General features: G+C 50.3%; 17 protein-coding genes and 1 riboswitch. All 17 genes read left to right on the top strand.

Annotation, left to right across the window (positions count from 1 at the left end):
• Positions 1-67 precede the first annotated feature (67 nt).
• The 17 genes from rbfA (at position 68) to dapG (ending at position 16,524) form a co-directional block, all read left to right on the top strand.
• Positions 68-424: a 30S ribosome-binding factor RbfA gene (gene rbfA, locus BMW43_RS06220; protein WP_091744854.1), complete on the top strand. Its 357-nt coding sequence runs from the start codon at positions 68-70 to the stop codon at positions 422-424.
• Position 425: 1 nt separating this feature from the next.
• The gene (locus tag BMW43_RS06215; RefSeq protein WP_091744852.1) at positions 426-1,379 is read left to right on the top strand and encodes a DHH family phosphoesterase; all 954 of its coding nucleotides are present in this window, start codon (positions 426-428) and stop codon (positions 1,377-1,379) included.
• Positions 1,376-2,248 carry a tRNA pseudouridine(55) synthase TruB gene (gene truB, locus BMW43_RS06210; protein ID WP_091744850.1) on the top strand — a complete coding sequence of 291 codons (873 nt, stop codon included), beginning with the start codon at positions 1,376-1,378 and terminating at the stop codon, positions 2,246-2,248. Before BMW43_RS06215 ends, truB begins: the two co-directional genes overlap by 4 nt.
• Before the next feature lie 67 nt (positions 2,249-2,315).
• A complete protein-coding gene (locus BMW43_RS06205; protein ID WP_091744848.1) occupies positions 2,316-3,260 on the top strand; it encodes a bifunctional riboflavin kinase/FAD synthetase in 945 nt (314 codons plus the stop codon).
• Between the two features lie 146 nt (positions 3,261-3,406).
• Complete coding sequence (gene rpsO / locus BMW43_RS06200; RefSeq protein ID WP_091744846.1) at positions 3,407-3,673, top strand: 30S ribosomal protein S15; 267 nt, start codon at positions 3,407-3,409, stop codon at positions 3,671-3,673.
• 135 nt (positions 3,674-3,808) lie between these two features.
• Positions 3,809-5,908 (top strand): polyribonucleotide nucleotidyltransferase, encoded by a 2,100-nt coding sequence (locus tag BMW43_RS06195; protein WP_091744844.1) that lies wholly within the window; start codon positions 3,809-3,811, stop codon positions 5,906-5,908.
• Positions 5,909-6,063: 155 nt separating this feature from the next.
• Positions 6,064-6,771: a polysaccharide deacetylase family protein gene (locus BMW43_RS06190; RefSeq protein ID WP_245732248.1), complete on the top strand. Its 708-nt coding sequence runs from the start codon at positions 6,064-6,066 to the stop codon at positions 6,769-6,771.
• Between the two features lie 154 nt (positions 6,772-6,925).
• Entirely contained in the window at positions 6,926-8,143 is a 1,218-nt protein-coding gene (locus BMW43_RS06185) for a glycosyl hydrolase family 18 protein (protein ID WP_091744840.1), read from the top strand.
• Positions 8,144-8,167: 24 nt separating this feature from the next.
• Positions 8,168-9,058, top strand: a complete 891-nt coding sequence (locus BMW43_RS06180; RefSeq protein ID WP_091744838.1) for an N-acetylmuramoyl-L-alanine amidase family protein — start codon at positions 8,168-8,170, stop codon at positions 9,056-9,058.
• Between the two features lie 222 nt (positions 9,059-9,280).
• A complete protein-coding gene (locus tag BMW43_RS06175; protein WP_091744836.1) occupies positions 9,281-10,519 on the top strand; it encodes a M16 family metallopeptidase in 1,239 nt (412 codons plus the stop codon).
• Positions 10,520-10,557: 38 nt separating this feature from the next.
• Positions 10,558-11,007, top strand: coding sequence for a dUTP diphosphatase (gene dut, locus BMW43_RS06170; RefSeq protein ID WP_091744834.1), 450 nt, complete (start codon positions 10,558-10,560; stop codon positions 11,005-11,007).
• 361 nt (positions 11,008-11,368) lie between these two features.
• Positions 11,369-11,680 carry a hypothetical protein gene (locus tag BMW43_RS06160; RefSeq protein ID WP_245732243.1) on the top strand — a complete coding sequence of 104 codons (312 nt, stop codon included), beginning with the start codon at positions 11,369-11,371 and terminating at the stop codon, positions 11,678-11,680.
• Positions 11,681-11,694: 14 nt separating this feature from the next.
• On the top strand, positions 11,695-11,982 hold the full coding sequence (locus BMW43_RS06155) for a YlmC/YmxH family sporulation protein (protein ID WP_091744830.1): 288 nt from the start codon (positions 11,695-11,697) through the stop codon (positions 11,980-11,982).
• A gap of 78 nt (positions 11,983-12,060) precedes the next feature.
• Entirely contained in the window at positions 12,061-12,774 is a 714-nt protein-coding gene (locus BMW43_RS06150; protein WP_091744828.1) for a hypothetical protein, read from the top strand.
• Positions 12,775-12,945: 171 nt separating this feature from the next.
• Positions 12,946-13,123, top strand: a riboswitch (Lysine riboswitch).
• Positions 13,124-13,251: 128 nt separating this feature from the next.
• On the top strand, positions 13,252-14,046 hold the full coding sequence (gene dapB / locus BMW43_RS06145; RefSeq protein WP_091744826.1) for a 4-hydroxy-tetrahydrodipicolinate reductase: 795 nt from the start codon (positions 13,252-13,254) through the stop codon (positions 14,044-14,046).
• A gap of 215 nt (positions 14,047-14,261) precedes the next feature.
• A complete protein-coding gene (locus BMW43_RS06140) occupies positions 14,262-15,293 on the top strand; it encodes an aspartate-semialdehyde dehydrogenase (RefSeq protein WP_091744824.1) in 1,032 nt (343 codons plus the stop codon).
• 10 nt (positions 15,294-15,303) lie between these two features.
• A complete protein-coding gene (gene dapG, locus BMW43_RS06135; RefSeq protein WP_091744822.1) occupies positions 15,304-16,524 on the top strand; it encodes an aspartate kinase in 1,221 nt (406 codons plus the stop codon).
• Positions 16,525-16,528 lie beyond the last annotated feature (4 nt).

Raw genomic sequence — 16,528 nt, 5'->3', positions numbered from 1 at the left:
TCACATTCACTGGATTAGGTTTGTCAAGGTACTGATGGCAAGGCGCTTGGTAGAACGGAGGATAGCGATGGGACAACTCCGCGTGGAAAAGGTTCAGGAGTTTATTAAGCAGGAAGCCAGTAAAATTATCTTAAATGAATTGAAAGACCCCCGGGTCGGTTTTGTGACGGTGACCCAGGTGGAAGCAACCGGCGATCTCAGACATGCGAAAATATATGTGAGCCTGCTGGGCAGTGATGAACAGAAGGCCCAGACGTGGGAAGGGCTGCAAAAGGCGCTGGGTTTTTTGCGTTCGGAAATCGGCAAACGGCTGCGTATGCGTTTTTCGCCTGAACTGACCTTACATTTGGATGAATCATTGGATTATAGTGATAAAATACAAAAATTGCTCTTAAAAATAAAAGAAGATGAGGATAACCGGTAGTATGGAAATGTCATTTGCAAGTATAGCAGCTTTGCTTGCGGCAGCGCGTAGCCTGGTGATTACCGGGCACGTCCATCCTGATGGTGACTGCCTGGGATCTGTTCTGGCGCTGTATCATGGGCTGGTAGCGGCCGGCAAAAAGGTTCAGATGCTGATTGATGACGATATTCCCGCTATGTATCGCTTTATGCCAGGCGTTGAGTTGATCGGCAAACCTGCCGACGCCAAGTTTGTCTGCGACGCTCTTGTGGTACTGGATGCCAGTGATGCCGAGCGGATCGGCAAGGTTGGTGCAGCGGTGGAAGCGCCGGTGATTAATATTGATCACCATACCTCCAATGTTAAGTTTGCCGATTATTGGCTCATTGACAGTCAAGCGGCCGCAACCGGTGAACTCATCCTTAGGCTGTTTAGGGAAATGAAGACGGAAATTACCGAGGACATTGCCATTTGCTTATATACGGCGATTGCCACGGACTGTGGATTTTTTAAATATGCCAATACTTCCCCGTCTACCTTGCGGGATGCTGCTTACCTGATGGAGTGCGGTGCGCAGCCACACTTGATTGCCGAACAATTGGACACCCGCCCGCTGGCCACGCTGACGGCGCTGGGCAAAGTGCTGCAAACGCTGGAGTTTCACGCCGGAGGGCAGATTGCGACGATTAGTGTAACCCGGGAAGTAGGCGAGTACGCTCAAAATACCGAAGGCTTTATTAATTATCCGCGGACGGTGGAAGGCGTGGAAGTGGCGATTATGTTCAAAGAAGCCGAAGATAAAAATGTCAGAGTCAGTTTACGCTCGAAAAATATCGATGTCAGCAGCATTGCCTTGAGTTTTGGCGGTGGCGGGCATATGCGCGCTGCCGGCTGCACGGTAACAGGCAGTTTAAAGGATGCGCAGGCCAAAGTAGTGACGGCTGTGACGGAAGCCTTGGACAGGACACCGCTATGATGGCAGGAGTTATTAATGTTTTGAAACCGCCAGGAATGACATCGCATGATGTCGTTTCTTTTATTCGCCGGACTTATGGCATCAAACGGGTGGGCCATGCCGGAACGCTGGACCCGGCCGCTGCCGGCGTACTGCCGGTTTTTTTAGGTGCGGCCACCCGGTTGATTGAATATGTCACCGACTGCGACAAAAGCTACCGGGTGGAGCTGACCTTCGGCTATGCCACCGATACCGGTGATGACACGGGGACGGTTATTGCCCAGGCACCTTGTCCGGCTTTGCCTGCCGAGCGACTGGCGGCGGTGCTGCGCTCCTTTTTAGGTGACAGCGAGCAAATTCCGCCGATGTATTCGGCCATCAAAGTGAATGGGAAAAAACTGTATGATCTGGCCCGTTCCGGAGTTACCGTCGAGCGTCAGCCCCGTAAAATCACCATCACTGACATTCAATTTCTCACGGCCAAAGATAATACCCTGTTATTTGATGTGGTATGTTCAAAAGGGACCTATATCCGGTCTTTGTGTATGGATATTGGCGAAAAGGTAGGCTGCCCGGCGGTTATGAGCTTCCTGGTACGGACCCGAGTCGGGCAATTTTCCCTGCAGGAGGCCCTGACGGTGGAAGAAGTCGGGCAAGATAAAGAGCGGGCTTTACAGCCGGTGGACAGTGCTCTCCAGCATATGCCGCTGCTGCGGCTTACGGCGGCACAAGCACAAGCCTTTCGCTATGGACAGAGCATAGCCTGCGTCAGCAGCGAAACACTGCCAATGCGTATTTACAATGAGCAAGGTTTACTGATCGGTATCGGCCAAGGCAAGGATAACTCCCTGCTTGTGCCGGTCAAGGTTTTTTCGGACGATATCCGGTGATGTTGCAAGTAGTAATACTGAACTCCCGCTAAAAGCTGGTAATGGGAGCCAGTATAAGGAGAGTCGTATGGAAAGTTTTGATAAGATTGCTAAACTTACATTTCAATATAAAAACATTGTGATTGCTTTGGGGACTTTTGACGGTTTGCATAAGGGCCACCAGAGCGTGATCAGCCGGGCTGTGGACATTGCCAGGGCTTCGGACGGCACCAGCGTGGTGTTTACTTTCAGCAATCATCCCCTTTCGATGCTGGACCCGCTGCGTTGTCCGCCGCAGCTCATCAGCCAGGAGGAAAAAGAAGCCCTGCTGGCGGATATGGGGGTGGATGTGTTTGTCGCCATTCCCTTCAATCAGGAATTTCTGGCGCTGTCGCCGCAGAAGTTTATTGAATTATTGCTGACGGCTTTTGCGCCGCAGCACATTGTGGTTGGTCCAAATTACTCCTTCGGCAACAAGGGGGAAGGTACGCCGGAACTGTTGGCCGAGGCTGGACGGCGGCATGGTTTTGCCGTTGATGTTCAGCCGGCGGTGTACGTCGATCAGCAGCTTGTCAGCAGCACGCTAATCAGGCAAATGATCGCCCAGGGACAGGTCGGTGAGGCCGCCCGGCTGCTTGGCCGCCCCTTTGCCCTTACCGGCAAGGTCATTGACGGGGATAAACGGGGCCGGACAATTGGTTTTCCTACGGCCAATATAGAACTGGAGCCGGCGTTTGCCATCCCGGCCAACGGGGTGTATGCGGTTCAGGTTTGGTTAAAGGGAAAACGGTATAACGGCGTGGCTAACATCGGTACCAATCCTACTTTTCACGGTGAGGAGCAGCGACTGGAAGTACATCTGCTGGATTTTTCCGGTGATTTGTACGGACAGGTTCTGTGTACGCAATTTGTGGCCTGGCTGCGCGGCGAAGCGGTATTTAACGGTATAGAAGAGCTTAAAAACCAGATTGACCGGGATATTCAGGCAGCCTTGCCGTATTTAAAGGAAAATAGTAATAAATGCGGCGCATGATTTGCATTATTTGTTCTAATATGGTAAAATATTATTTGTGTAATTCTGCTGGTATTCCAGCAAAGCGTGAACCATAGCGAGGATGTTCGAGTCTCCAACGTTCGTCTTGGCTAATGGGGATAGAATATGAGGAGGTAGTAGTTAACATGTTAACACCTGAATTAAAGCAACAACTTATCGAAAAGTACCGCGTCCATGAGGCCGATACCGGATCGCCGGAAGTGCAAATTGCCATTCTGACCGAGCGGATCAATTATCTGACCGGACACTTGAAGGAACATAAGAAGGACCATCATTCCCGTCGCGGCCTTTTGAAAATGGTTGGCCAACGCAGAGGCCTCTTAAACTATTTGCGCGATAATGATATTGCCCGTTACCGTTCCATTCTTGAAAAACTCAATCTGAGAAAATAGACGTAAAAGCGGGATTTATCCCGCTTTTACTTTATTTTAAAGGTTAAATAGTAATAAAAGAGGGAATAATAAAAAAAATGTCGAAGCTCTATCTTTGTGATAATTAAAGGGGTTATAAGAGGAGGAAAAGAACAGATGCATAGTTTTGAGACAATGGTAGGAGGACGCAAGCTGGTTATTGAATCAGGCAAATTGGCTAAACAAGCCAGTGGCGCCGTATTAGTCCGCTATGGTGATACAGCGGTGATTGTAACTGCAACGGCTTCCGCCGAACCGCGGGAAGGAATTGACTTCTTTCCTTTGACTGTAGATTATGAGGAACGTTTGTATTCAGTGGGGAAAATTCCCGGCGGCTTCATTAAACGGGAAGGTCGTCCCAGTGAATCAGCTATATTGTCAGGCCGTTTGATTGACCGGCCAATCCGTCCGTTGTTTGCCGAAGGCTTCCGCAACGATGTACAGGTTGTGGCTACCGTTATTTCAGTAGACCAGAATAATCCGCCGGAAATCCCGGCCATGATCGGAGCATCCTGCGCGCTTTCTATTTCCGATATTCCTTTCAACGGTCCGATTGCCGGCGTCCGGGTTGGTCTGATTGAGGGGCAATTTATTACCAATCCTACGGTGGAGCAGCAGGGTAAAAGCGACTTGAACCTTGTTGTCGCCGGAACGAGAGATGCTGTGCTGATGGTGGAGGCCGGTGCCAATGAGTTGTCGGAAGAAACTATGTTGGATGCCATCTCCTACGGTCATGAAGTTATCAAGGAAATTGTTGCTTTTCAGGATAAAATCGTTGCCGAAGTTGGTAAACCAAAACGGGAAATCAAGCTTTATGATGTGGATGCCGAATTGAATCGCAGTGTACGCGCTTTTGCCACCGAGCGTCTGGTAACGGCTGTGCAAAATGCCGATAAACTGACCAGAGAAGAAGAAATCAAGAAGGTAAAAACCGAGACTGCCGAGCATTTCGCCGAAATCTACCCGGAAAATCAGAAAGAAATTTCCTATGTATTGCAAAAGATCCTTAAAGAAACAGTCCGTAAAATGATTACTATTGATAAAATCCGTCCGGATGGCCGCAAAGTGGACGAGGTACGTCCGATTACCTGCGAGGTAGGTTTATTTGCCCGTACTCATGGCTCCGGTCTGTTTACCCGTGGACAAACTCAGGTGCTGTCTATTACCACCCTGGGCGCCATCGGTGACGAACAAATTCTCGACGGGCTGGGTGTTGAGGAATCAAAACGTTACATGCATCACTACAATTTCCCGGCCTTTAGCGTGGGCGAAACCAAACCGTCCCGCGGCCCCGGCCGACGTGAAATCGGTCATGGCGCATTGGCGGAACGGGCTTTGGTGCCGGTGATTCCCAGCGAGTCCGAGTTCCCCTATACTATCCGGGTCGTATCGGAAGTGCTGGAGTCCAACGGTTCCACCTCGATGGGCAGCGTCTGCGGCAGTACTTTGTCCTTAATGGATGCCGGCGTACCGATTAAGGCGCCTGTGTCGGGCGTAGCAATGGGACTGGTTAAAGACGGTGATCATTTCACTATTCTGACCGATATTCAGGGCATGGAAGATGCGCTGGGCGATATGGACTTTAAGGTAGCTGGCACGGCGACAGGTATTACCGCCATGCAGATGGATATGAAAATTGCCGGTATCACCCGGGAAATTTTTACCGAAGCGCTGGAACAGGCGAAACGGGGCCGGACGCACATTAGGGAAAAAATGATGGAAGCCATCACCCAGCCGCGAACTGAACTGTCGCCTTATGCACCGCGCATTATTACCATGGAAATTGATCCCGAAAAAATTCGCGATGTTATTGGGCCAGGCGGCAAAATTATCAAGAAGATTATTGAAGAAACCGGTGTAAGCATTGATATCGAAGATGACGGCAAAGTCTTTATCGCTGCTGTGGATGTGGAAGCCGGTCAGAAAGCCGTCCGGATTATTGAGAATTTGGTCCGTGAAGTGGAAGTCGGCGCCATCTATCCGGGGAAAGTAACACGGCTCATGAATTTTGGTGCCTTTGTGGAAATTCTGCCAGGTAAAGAAGGCCTGGTACACATTTCACAACTAGCCAGAGAACGGGTGGCTAAGGTGGAAGACGTAGTGAAGGTCGGCGACGAAGTCATGGTCAAAGTGACCGAAATCGACCGCCAGGGCCGGATCAACCTCTCCCGCAAAGAACTGTTGAAAGCTGAACCAGACAATAAAGAACAGGCATAAGTTACTAAAAGCAGACAGACTGTTGCAAATGAGTAAAATCATTTCCAACAGTCTTTTTTATTTTCATGAAACCGCCGCTGCTGTAATACATTAACCATAGAACGATAACAGGCCCGGGACCCGGGCCGGAGCGGGAGTGGTGACAGGTGAGATGGATGGTAGTGGCGCGTGTGCGGCAATGGTATATTTTCTTTGCTGCCGGAGTTTTCCTGGTATTGGCTGCGCTGGCTGGCTTTTTGCAGCCGATGCTTTCTACAGTAAAGCCGGCGGGACAGGCGGAGGCCATATTTCATGGCGATGAACAGCAGCCTAAGGTTGCCTTTGCCTGCAATGTGTTCTGGGGTGAGGAGTTTTTGCCGGATATGCTGAAAACGCTGGATGACAATCAGATAAAAATTACTTTTTTCATCGGGGGAAGCTGGGCCAAACGGTTTCCGGACACCCTGGCCGATATCGGAAAACGGGGCCATGAATTAGGCAATCATACTTACAGTCATCCTCACCCCAACAGCCTAAGCAAGGAAAAGAATCAGGAGGAAATTACCCGGGCGGAGAACCTGGTTAAGGAGATTACCGGCATAAAAACCACACTGTATGCTCCTCCTTATGGCGAGTATAATGATATGGTATTGCAGGCTGCCAGCGAGCTGGGATATAGAAATATCCTGTGGAGTATTGATACGGTTGACTGGAAACGGCCGGCGCCGGAGATCATTACGGCCAGAGTGGTGAAAAAAATACATAACGGCGCGATTATTCTCATGCATCCCACAGCCCCGACAGCAGCGGCTTTGCCAACGCTGATTAAGGAGCTGAAAGAAAGAGGATATACGATAACAACGGTATCTGATATACTTAAATAGCAGAAACAGGCATAAAACTGCCTGTTTTTTTTATTGATATATAAGCTGTTCCATGCTATTATGTTTACATAACGACTATGGGTTATTGATAGTCGTGTGCCGTTCTGCCTGATGAGGTTAGTGCGGTAGGCTTGTCTGGAATGGAGGTTGATATATGAAATACTACAAATTGCAGATCACCTGGATGGTGCTTTTTTTGATGGCTACAACCATCTTTATGCCCCTGGCACCGACTGCCTCCGCTGCAGCCAATCCTTTGTTGGCACAGACCACTGCGGCGGGCTCATCTTCCGGTGGCGGGCTTCTTGACATTATCCTGGGTTTGCTGTTGGGCAAATTGCTGGGGTCGTCCAACGATCTTTCCAACGGAACGAAGAGTAATAATCCACCCGCTACAGGTCTGGGCGGTAAAAGCGCCAAAGACCTTGTCGGCTTTTACGCCGAGTGGTGGGATACCGACACGTCTTCTTTCAAGGCGATGTCGCAGCATACCGACACAATAAACACCATTGCTCCTTTTTGGGCAACTTTGCAAAGCAATGGCACAGTGAAGGATCGCGGTGGCAATGACCATGCCTCCGTTGTAAAGTTTGCCAAACAGAACAACATTCCCACGTTACTGCTTGTGAATAATGCCAAGCAGGAAAAGTCCGAGATTCCGATTCATACCATACTGGCTAACCCGGCTTTGCGAACCAAGTCCATTGACAGTATGGAGGCATATATAAAACAGTATGGCCTGGATGGCATCAATGTTGATTTTGAAATGGTTCCAGCCCAGGACAGGGACAATCTGTCGGCGTTTATGAAGGAACTATATAATCGTCTGCATCCGCAGGGCTATGTTGTTTCCATCGACGTTTTCCCGAAACAGAATGAGGATAACGATGTGGCCGCCGCCTATGATTATGCTGCGTTGGCCCAATATGCCGACAAGATCATGATTATGACCTATGACAATCATGGCGTATGGAGTGGCGCTGGGCCAATTGCCGATATCGGCTGGGTGGAAAAGAGCCTGCAATACGCCTTGCAGTATATTCCGAAGAATAAATTGTACCTGTGTGTTCCCGGCTATGGCTACGACTGGTCGTCTAAAGGCGTGGAAAGTATTGAATATGCGCCGGCCATGGCATTGGCCGAAAAATACAACGCCGACATTGTCTGGGACGATAAAGCCAAAGCACCGCATTTTGACTATACGGCAGCCGACGGTACGTCTCATCAGGTTTGGTTTGAAAATAGCAAAAGCTTGTCGTACAAGCTGGATTTAGTCAACAAATACGACATCGCCGGCGCCGCTTTGTGGAAGCTTGGCGAGGAAGATCCCGGCTATTGGCAGGTCTTTAAAGAACATGGTTTTAAGAAATGACAATACGCAACAAGGAGGTAACCAGTGTATAATACAAAACTACTGGCATGGGGAATGCTGTTTCTAATGATGTGTACTTTCCTGCTGCCACTTTCGGCCGCTCATGCGGCAAGTACCGATTCGGTGCTTGGCACGCTGGCTTCCTCCACGGTTGCCAGCAAGGACTCGGGCAGTGGCGGCTCCGGTTTTTTTGAGCAAGTATTCGGCTTTTTGTTTGACAAAGTGCTAGGACCGATTTTTAATATTTTTGGCGGCGGAAAAAGCAGTAGCGGTACTTCTTCGCCGGTTAATGTAATCCCGTTGCCAAGCACGCCCGGTGACTCGGCCGGCGGTGTAGGCAGCACAGCGTCGCTGCGTGGCAAGGTGATCGTGGTGGACCCTGGTCACGGCGGCAGCAATCCCGGCGCGGTTGCCAATAATGACCGTGAGTCGGACAACAACCTGGCAGTCGGGTTAAAGCTGCGTGATAAACTGGTACAAGCCGGTGCCAAGGTCATTATGACCCGTGACACCGACCGGACGGTTGCGCCAGAGGGTAGTTCGCTGAGTGAGGAACTGGAGGCAAGGGTAGCGATGGCTGAGCAACAAAAGGCCGATATCTTTGTCAGCATCCATTCCAATTCCAATCCGGACTCCAATATCGCCGGCGCCATGACTTTTTACCACGGCAACAAATCACCGGATTTGGCCCGTGCGGTACAAACAGCGCTGATCAAAACGACTGGGGCTGTTGATAAAGGAATTTCCCCGGCAACCTTTTATGTGTTGCGCAATACCACGATGCCGGGGGTATTGGTGGAAATGGGCTTCGTAACGAATGAGCAGGAATCGGTTCAACTGAAAAACGATGCCTACCGGGGTAAAGTAGCCCAAGGCGTCTTTAATGGCATTGCGGCTTATTTTGACAACCGGTAGTCGGCTGCAGCGAGAAGACAGGGATGTGTAGCGCATCTCTGTCTTCTCCTTTTCTTGGAAATTGATAACGGGCTTGCTGCGACAGGGCTTCGCGCACCCGGCGGTGCCGGGCAATAATATAATAAATAGTTCCCAGCAGGAAAATAGGAAGTTTACACGAAATTAACTAAGTTAAATCTTTGTCATATGTTTTTGTCCATTTAAAATAAAAAGGAGTTTTTTATGTATTGTAAATCTACTTTACCGAATGGAGTCAGGGTTGTTTCCGAAGCCATTCCCTATGTCAAGTCGGTGACGCTAGGGGTGTGGGTGGGTACTGGTTCACGTTCTGAAACGGAGCATAATCACGGTATTTCTCATTTTATTGAGCATTTGATGTTTAAGGGAACGGCCAACCGTAGCGCCAAAGACATCGCGGAAGAAGTCGATGCCATTGGCGGGCAGTTAAATGCCTTTACGGCCAAGGAACACACCTGTTACTATATTAAAGTGCTGGATACTCATTTGGAATTGGCGATTTCCATTCTTAGCGATATGCTGTTGGCTTCCAAATTTGACGAAGAAGATATCAACCGCGAGCGGGAAGTCGTTCTGGAAGAAGTGAATATGTATGAGGACTCGCCCGATGAACTGGTTCATGATATTCATTTGGAAAAAATCTGGCCCGGCCATCAACTGGGCAGCAATATTCTGGGCTCTGCCGCCTCTATCAAGAAGTTTGACCAGGCGATGGTGCGGGAATATTATGGCCGGTTTTATACACCGGACAACTTTGTCATCGCGGCGGCAGGCAATCTTGAGCACGGGAAATTGCTGCAATTAACGGAACGGTATTTTGGCAAACTAGCCGGACGCAAGGGTCAGGCGGCTGTAATGCCGCCGGAACTGCAGCCCGGATATAGCGTGTATAGTAAGGATACCGAGCAGGTGCATTTGTGTATAGGTATGCCGGGTGTGCCACAGGGGACGCCCGATGTGTACGGCATTCACATCTTAAATAATATTTTAGGCGGCGGGATCAGTTCCCGGCTGTTTCAGGCCATTCGTGAAGAACGTGGACTGGCCTATTCGGTCTATTCCTATCAGACCAATTACAGTGATGCCGGCTTATTTTCCGTCTATGCCGGAACCAGGCCGGGCAATCTTGCTCAGGTTCTTGAATTGATCCTGCAAAATGTAGCCGATTTAAGGGAGCAAGGGATCGATGAAAAAACGTTGGCTAAAACCAAGGAGCAATTAAAGGGAAGCCTGCTATTGGGGCTGGAAAGTTCGAGCAGCAGAATGTCACGGCTCGGTAAGCTGGAAATCAGTCTGGGACGCTATATCACGCTGGACGAGGTAGTGGCCAAAATTGAGCGGGTGACGCTGGACGATATCAGACGAATTGCGGCCGATTTGTTTGATCCACAGCGAATGTGTTTTACGGCACTGGGACCTGTGGACGAGTCAATCTGGTCATAAAGCTGACAATCGAAAAGCTGACGATTAGGAGAAAAGTGATGAGACAGCGGGGATTTGAATTGGTTTCGGCATATGAACGTTCCGGTATTGCTTTACCGGAGCGAAAAACGGCCTGCAGTGCCGGCTATGATCTGGCGGCGGCTGTAGCGGAGGAGCTGCCGCCTGGCAAACTGGCGCTCATCCCGACAGGTTTGAAAGCCTATATGGAAACTGATGAATTTTTGGGTATTCACATCCGTTCAAGTTTGGCGATCAAACGGGGCGTGAGCCTGGCCAATAGTCAGGGCATTATTGATGCCGATTATTATAACAACCCTGATAACGAGGGGCACATTTTCATTGCCGTGCGCAACGACAGTGACAGTCCGGTACGGATTGAGCGGGGCGAACGGATTGCCCAGGGGATTTTTTATAAATACTTAACGGCAGATCATGATACGGAGCCGGCCGGCCAGCGTGCCGGCGGCTTCGGCAGCACGGGCCGGTAGGGTTCATTGTGAAAGGGGCTGTTGCGTTCAAAAGCAACAGCCTGTTTTGGTTTCCTGTTCGGCCTTTTCCGGAAACATACGTTCCGCAGGATGAAAAATTGCCGGCTTACGTTAAGAAATCCATTTGTTTGAGCGAAGCGAGTTTATGGATTTTAGTAAGCCGGCAATTTTTCAAGTATGTTGGAGGACAGGCCTAGCCCTTTTGGTTCTTTTGGGGCAATGCCAAAAGAACGATAAGTTATTTTTTCACATATACAGGCTGTTATAAATAAACAAATCATTTGGCGACAGCCCTTTTTCTATACATATTTTTTTATGCTCCGCCATACGATGTAAGGACACTGGCAGTGGAGGTGCGGGGTTGATTAGCTTGCTTATTTTCTTTACACTGGCGCTTATGCTGCCTGTATCCATCTGGCTGCGCATGTGCTGGCTGCGGCAGCAGGCCGGCAAGGTGGAACCCAAGGCATCCCCTTTGTCGCTGGCTGTGCAGGAGCTGCTGGCGGCGGCTGGCGGCATTTATCTGTCGCTCATTATGTTGCTTTCGTTTTTAAAGATTGATGTTCCGGAAAAGATCCTGTTGCTGGGCGTTGCTATGGACCCGCTGCCTTGTCTGGCCATCGGCCTGGCCATCGTGCAGCCCCTGGTTATGCGCCTTTTTAACAAGAATTAGGAGTGAAAGAAAATATGAGGTTAAGTGAATTATCGGGAAAAGAAGTCATCAATATCGGTGACGGAGCGCGGCTGGGAGTCATTAACGAGTGTGAGCTTACGTTTGATGCCAGGACCGGAGAGATTGACTCCATGATTCTGCCGGTGAGTCAGAGCTTTTTGCATTTTTTAAGTGATACGAAGGTTTCCGCCATTCCCTGGGACAGTGTTAAAAAAATTGGCGACGATGTCATAATCATTGAGTTGCAGCAGGCGGGAGAAGTATCGAATTCCCGCATGTTTCGTCGAGCCGGCAATACATAGTAAGCGGCGGAATGGACAAACTAACATGGTAGAATTGGATTTTGTCCAATTCATACTTCAATGTTAGGAGGTCTGTTTATGAACAATTCCGGAAGCAACCAGTCTTCTACGCAACAAACTGCCAACAGTGCAGTCGTTAACAGTTACGCCGGCGCTTCCTCAGGCAGCGGCCAGAACGCCGCCGGTGCGCAGGGACAGGCAACAAACGGCATGCAGGCACAAAATGCCTCACAGAATCAAACAGCTACCTCAAGCAGCAGTCAGAATGCCGGTGCGTCAAACAGCACCCAGTCTTCGCAAGCTGCCGGTAAAGGAACGAAAAGTGTCGTTGGGGTATTTAAGTCACGCAGTAGCGCCGAGCAGGCTGCTCAGCAATTGCGTCAACAGGGTTTTACCACTGAAGAGATCAATCTGGTCAGCAAAAAGCAGGAAGGAGAAGGCAAAACCGAATATTATAACGATGATATTACCGACGGTGCTTTGACGGGCGGCACCATTGGCGGTATTGGCGGTCTGCTACTGGGTGCCGGGGCTATGGCTATTCCGGGGATTGGTCCGGTCATCGCCGCCGGTCCGATTGCGGCAGCCATCAGTGGTGTTGTGGCTGGCGGTATTGCCGGCGGCCTGATTGATTGGGGCATTCCGGCTGAGGCTAGTCACCGGTATGAGGAAAGTGTGGCCCAGGGCAATACGCTGGCCGTTATCCGCGCCGACGCTGCCAAGGTAAATGCCGCCGCACAGGTATTGCGGCAAAACGGGGCCAGTGAAGTGGAAAGTCACAATACCAAATAGTGATTGTAAAATCTGGAACTGACTAAACGGTTCCAGCGGTTAACTCGCCTTTACTCCGTAGGAGTAAAGGCGAGTTAAGCGGCGGTCGGTGATTTTTTTCGCAAAAAGATTGACACTGATGGAACGCTTAGTATACAATGTACGTAAAATAAATAGACCTCATCCTGCGCGGGGTGGAGTAGAGGTGCGAACAAGATGAGTACTTTCAGCTAGAGTGGTGTCGATGATCTGAAAGGAAAGGGTTGTTTGCCGAAGTATAGCAAGGCGGCCAAGCCTTGTATACTGGTCTTACATCGAATAGGTTTAAGACTGTCACCAAAGTGGTATTTGGTGGAGCGCTATCTCAAATCGACGGCAGGGGATATTCTTTTGTTATATTTCCTGATGTCATGGTTTTGGCTGTCTAATCACAAATAAGACAGCCGGTGAGATAAGCATTCACCGGCTGTCTTTTATTATTTTAGGAGGTGGACTTTTGTGATTAGAGTAATGGTGTGCGGCGCATACGGCAAAATGGGCCGTGAAGTGTTGAAGGCTGTATATAATGACAAGGAATTGGAACTGGTCGGTGCTATGGATGTGAACTCCAGCTTTGCCGATGCCGGCGAACTGATCGGTATAGGCAAGATCGGCGTCACGGTAGGCAAGGATTTACAGACGGTTATCAGCGAGACCAAACCGCAGGTTATGGTTGATTTTACTAATCCCGCCGCAGTGATGCCCAACATTCGCACAGCTATTACTTGTGGCGTAAGTCCTGTTGTGGGCACAACCGGTTTATCAGCGGATGATTTGGCAGAAGTAGGGCGGTTATGCAGCGATAAAAAGGTCAACGCGTTGATTGCGCCTAACTTTGCCATCGGGGCTGTATTGATGATGAAAATGGCGCAGGACGCGGCAAAATATCTTCCTCATGTGGAAATTATCGAGCTGCATCATGATCAGAAGCTGGATGCTCCCTCCGGTACGGCGCTGCGGACGGCCCAGTTGATTGCCGAAAAGCGGGGTTTCTTAAAACAGGGCCATCCGAACGAAGAGGAAAAACTGGCCGGTGCCCGAGGCAGTGAACTGGAGGGTATCCGTATCCATAGCGTCAGACTGCCTGGCTATGTCGCCCACCAGGAGGTTATTTTCGGTGGCTTGGGGCAGACTTTGACCATCCGTCATGATTCGATCTCCCGTGAGTCGTTCATGCCCGGCGTGGTGCTTGCCTGCAAGCGGGTACTTACTATCACGGGCCTGGTTTGCGGCCTGGAGAACATTTTGGACTAATGCATAATATGGTGAGTATGAACGGTGCTAGGGCGTGTCTTCAAACTAACGGAATGATCCATGGCGAGTGATTTTTGCGCCAGACGAGATAAAATTTTGCAGGAATAGCGGCCCCTATTTCCAAAAATTTTAGCGAAGTATGGCACAAAAAGCGCTGTCAGGGAGCGTTTCGGATAGTTTAAAGACACGCACTACAGGAAAAGGAGCGATTGGGAATGAAAAAATATAATGTTGCAATACTCGGGGCTACTGGCGCAGTAGGCAAGGAATTTCTGGAACTGATTGAAGAGCGTAATTTTCCGTTTGCCGAATTGAAGCTGTTGGCTTCCTCCCGTTCGGCAGGTAAAAAAATCGACTTTATGGGAAAAACTTATACTGTGGAAGAAGCCAAACCGGAATCATTTGACAATGTACAGATTGCTTTGTTTGCCGGCGGTGCGGCGAGCAAGACTCTGGCACCCGAGGCTGTAAAGCGTGGTGCCGTCGTCATCGACAATTCCAGCGCCTTTCGCATGGACCCGAAGGTGCCCTTGGTCATTCCCGAGGTGAATCCTGAGGCGATCAAGGAACATCAGGGCATTATCGCCAATCCGAACTGTTCTACCATTATTATGCTGATGGCATTAAAGCCGATTTATGACAAAGCGAAGATCAAACGGGTCGTGGTATCGACCTATCAGGCCGTTTCCGGTGCCGGGAAAGAAGCGATTGATGAACTGGAAAATCAGGTGGTTGCCCATATCCAACGGGCACCGGTCGAAGCCAACATCCTGCCCGGCGCCAGCCTGCCGAAGCATTACCAAATCGCTTTTAATCTGTTGCCGCAGATTGATGTGTTCGTTGACGGCGATTATACCAAGGAAGAGATGAAAATGGTTCATGAGACACACAAAATTCTGGGTGACCATACCATCGGCATTTCGCCCACGGCTGTGCGGGTCCCGGTGTTCCGCAGTCATTCCGAGTCGATTAATCTGGAACTGGCAGAGCCGTTGTCGGCCCAGGAGGCCCGGGAATTGTTGAGCGCTTTCCCCGGTGTTGTGGTGGAGGATGCGCCGGCAGATATGGTATATCCTATGCCGCTGCTTACCTCCGGCAAGAACGATGTGGCCGTAGGACGCATCCGGGAAGACAAATCGGTACCGTACGGATTGAACATCTGGGTTGTTGGCGATCAAATCCGCAAAGGCGCGGCTTTGAACGCGCTGCAGATTGCGGAATACATGATTGGACATAATTTAGTTTGAGGTGTTGGGAATGCGTATAATTGTCCAGAAATTTGGCGGCACTTCAGTCGCCAATGAGGATGTTAGAAAACTGGTGGTAGGCAAGGTGGAAAAGGTGCGCAGCCAGGGCTACAGCCCGGTGGTTGTGGTATCCGCTATGGGTCGCAAGGGGGAGAACTACGCTACTGACACCCTGATCGGCCTGGCCCGGACCGCCAATAAAAACATTGCCGCACGGGAACTTGACCATATGATGTATTGCGGTGAAATGATTTCGGCGGTGATTATGGCCGGCACACTGCAGGCAGCCGGCATGGATGCCGTTATGCTGACCGGCGGGCAGGCCGGCATTATTACCGACAATCATTTTGGCCGCGCCCGGATTTTAAAGATCGAGCCGTCCCGCATTATAAGCCTGATTAAGGCTGGCCGAATTCCGGTCGTTTGCGGTTTTCAGGGAATGACCACCGAAGGGGAGTTTACCACGCTGGGCCGCGGCGGCAGTGACACAACGGCGGCGGCGCTCGGCGCGACGCTGTCGGCGGAAATGATCGAAATTTATACCGATGTCGACGGCATCATGACAGCTGACCCGCGAATGGTGAAGAGTGCGCAGATTCTTGACTGTATCAGCTACGGCGAGGTTTGCCAGCTGGCGCACCAGGGAGCCAAGGTCATTCATCCCCGGGCGGTGGAAATTGCCATGCAGAAAAATATTCCTCTAATTGTCAAGTCCACCTTCTCCGATGAACCGGGAACACTGATCACGAACATCGGTCAGGATGAGAACGGCGGGACTATTGTCAGTGATCGGATTGCCACTGGCGTAACCTCACTGAGCAATATTGCCCAGATTCGGGTAAATATTGATGCCGGAGCTGCCCATGGCTCAAGCTTTCAGGTGTTTAAGCTGATGGCCGAAAGCTGTATCAGCGTAGATCTGATTAATGTCCATCCCGGACAGATTATGTTTACCGTGGCGGGAGATGCCGCCGAACGGGCTGTCAACCGGCTGCGGGAAGGCGGTTATCAGGTAGCCGTAACCTATGACTGCGCCAAGGTATCGGTGGTCGGCGGCGGCATGCGGGAAGTACCCGGCGTTATGGCCAGTTTTGTGGAGGCGTTGGCTACCAATAAGATATCCATTCTGCAAACCGTCGATTCCCATACTTCCATATCCGCCCTGGTAAAACGGGAGGATGTGCAGGCGGCGGTATTGGCGTTGCATGAAAAGTTTGGCCTGGCAGGGTGAGACG

The sequence above is a fragment of the Propionispora vibrioides genome (genome assembly GCF_900110485.1).
Classification (GTDB): Bacteria; Bacillota; Negativicutes; order Propionisporales; family Propionisporaceae; genus Propionispora; species Propionispora vibrioides.
The sequence above is the reverse complement of the archived record's forward strand: the minus strand, read 5'-3'. Positions and strand labels throughout refer to the sequence as shown.

Excerpts from the sequence above, each read along its gene's own strand:
- rbfA (WP_091744854.1), top strand. The coding sequence starts at position 68 with ATGGGACAACTCCGCGTGGAAAAGGTTCAGGAGTTTATTAAGCAGGAA.
- BMW43_RS06215 (WP_091744852.1), top strand. The coding sequence starts at position 426 with ATGGAAATGTCATTTGCAAGTATAGCAGCTTTGCTTGCGGCAGCGCGT.
- truB (WP_091744850.1), top strand. The coding sequence starts at position 1,376 with ATGATGGCAGGAGTTATTAATGTTTTGAAACCGCCAGGAATGACATCG.
- BMW43_RS06205 (WP_091744848.1), top strand. The coding sequence starts at position 2,316 with ATGGAAAGTTTTGATAAGATTGCTAAACTTACATTTCAATATAAAAAC.
- rpsO (WP_091744846.1), top strand. The coding sequence starts at position 3,407 with ATGTTAACACCTGAATTAAAGCAACAACTTATCGAAAAGTACCGCGTC.
- BMW43_RS06195 (WP_091744844.1), top strand. The coding sequence starts at position 3,809 with ATGCATAGTTTTGAGACAATGGTAGGAGGACGCAAGCTGGTTATTGAA.
- BMW43_RS06190 (WP_245732248.1), top strand. The coding sequence starts at position 6,064 with ATGGTAGTGGCGCGTGTGCGGCAATGGTATATTTTCTTTGCTGCCGGA.
- BMW43_RS06185 (WP_091744840.1), top strand. The coding sequence starts at position 6,926 with ATGAAATACTACAAATTGCAGATCACCTGGATGGTGCTTTTTTTGATG.
- BMW43_RS06175 (WP_091744836.1), top strand. The coding sequence starts at position 9,281 with ATGTATTGTAAATCTACTTTACCGAATGGAGTCAGGGTTGTTTCCGAA.
- dut (WP_091744834.1), top strand. The coding sequence starts at position 10,558 with ATGAGACAGCGGGGATTTGAATTGGTTTCGGCATATGAACGTTCCGGT.
- BMW43_RS06155 (WP_091744830.1), top strand. The coding sequence starts at position 11,695 with ATGAGGTTAAGTGAATTATCGGGAAAAGAAGTCATCAATATCGGTGAC.
- BMW43_RS06150 (WP_091744828.1), top strand. The coding sequence starts at position 12,061 with ATGAACAATTCCGGAAGCAACCAGTCTTCTACGCAACAAACTGCCAAC.
- BMW43_RS06140 (WP_091744824.1), top strand. The coding sequence starts at position 14,262 with ATGAAAAAATATAATGTTGCAATACTCGGGGCTACTGGCGCAGTAGGC.
- dapG (WP_091744822.1), top strand. The coding sequence starts at position 15,304 with ATGCGTATAATTGTCCAGAAATTTGGCGGCACTTCAGTCGCCAATGAG.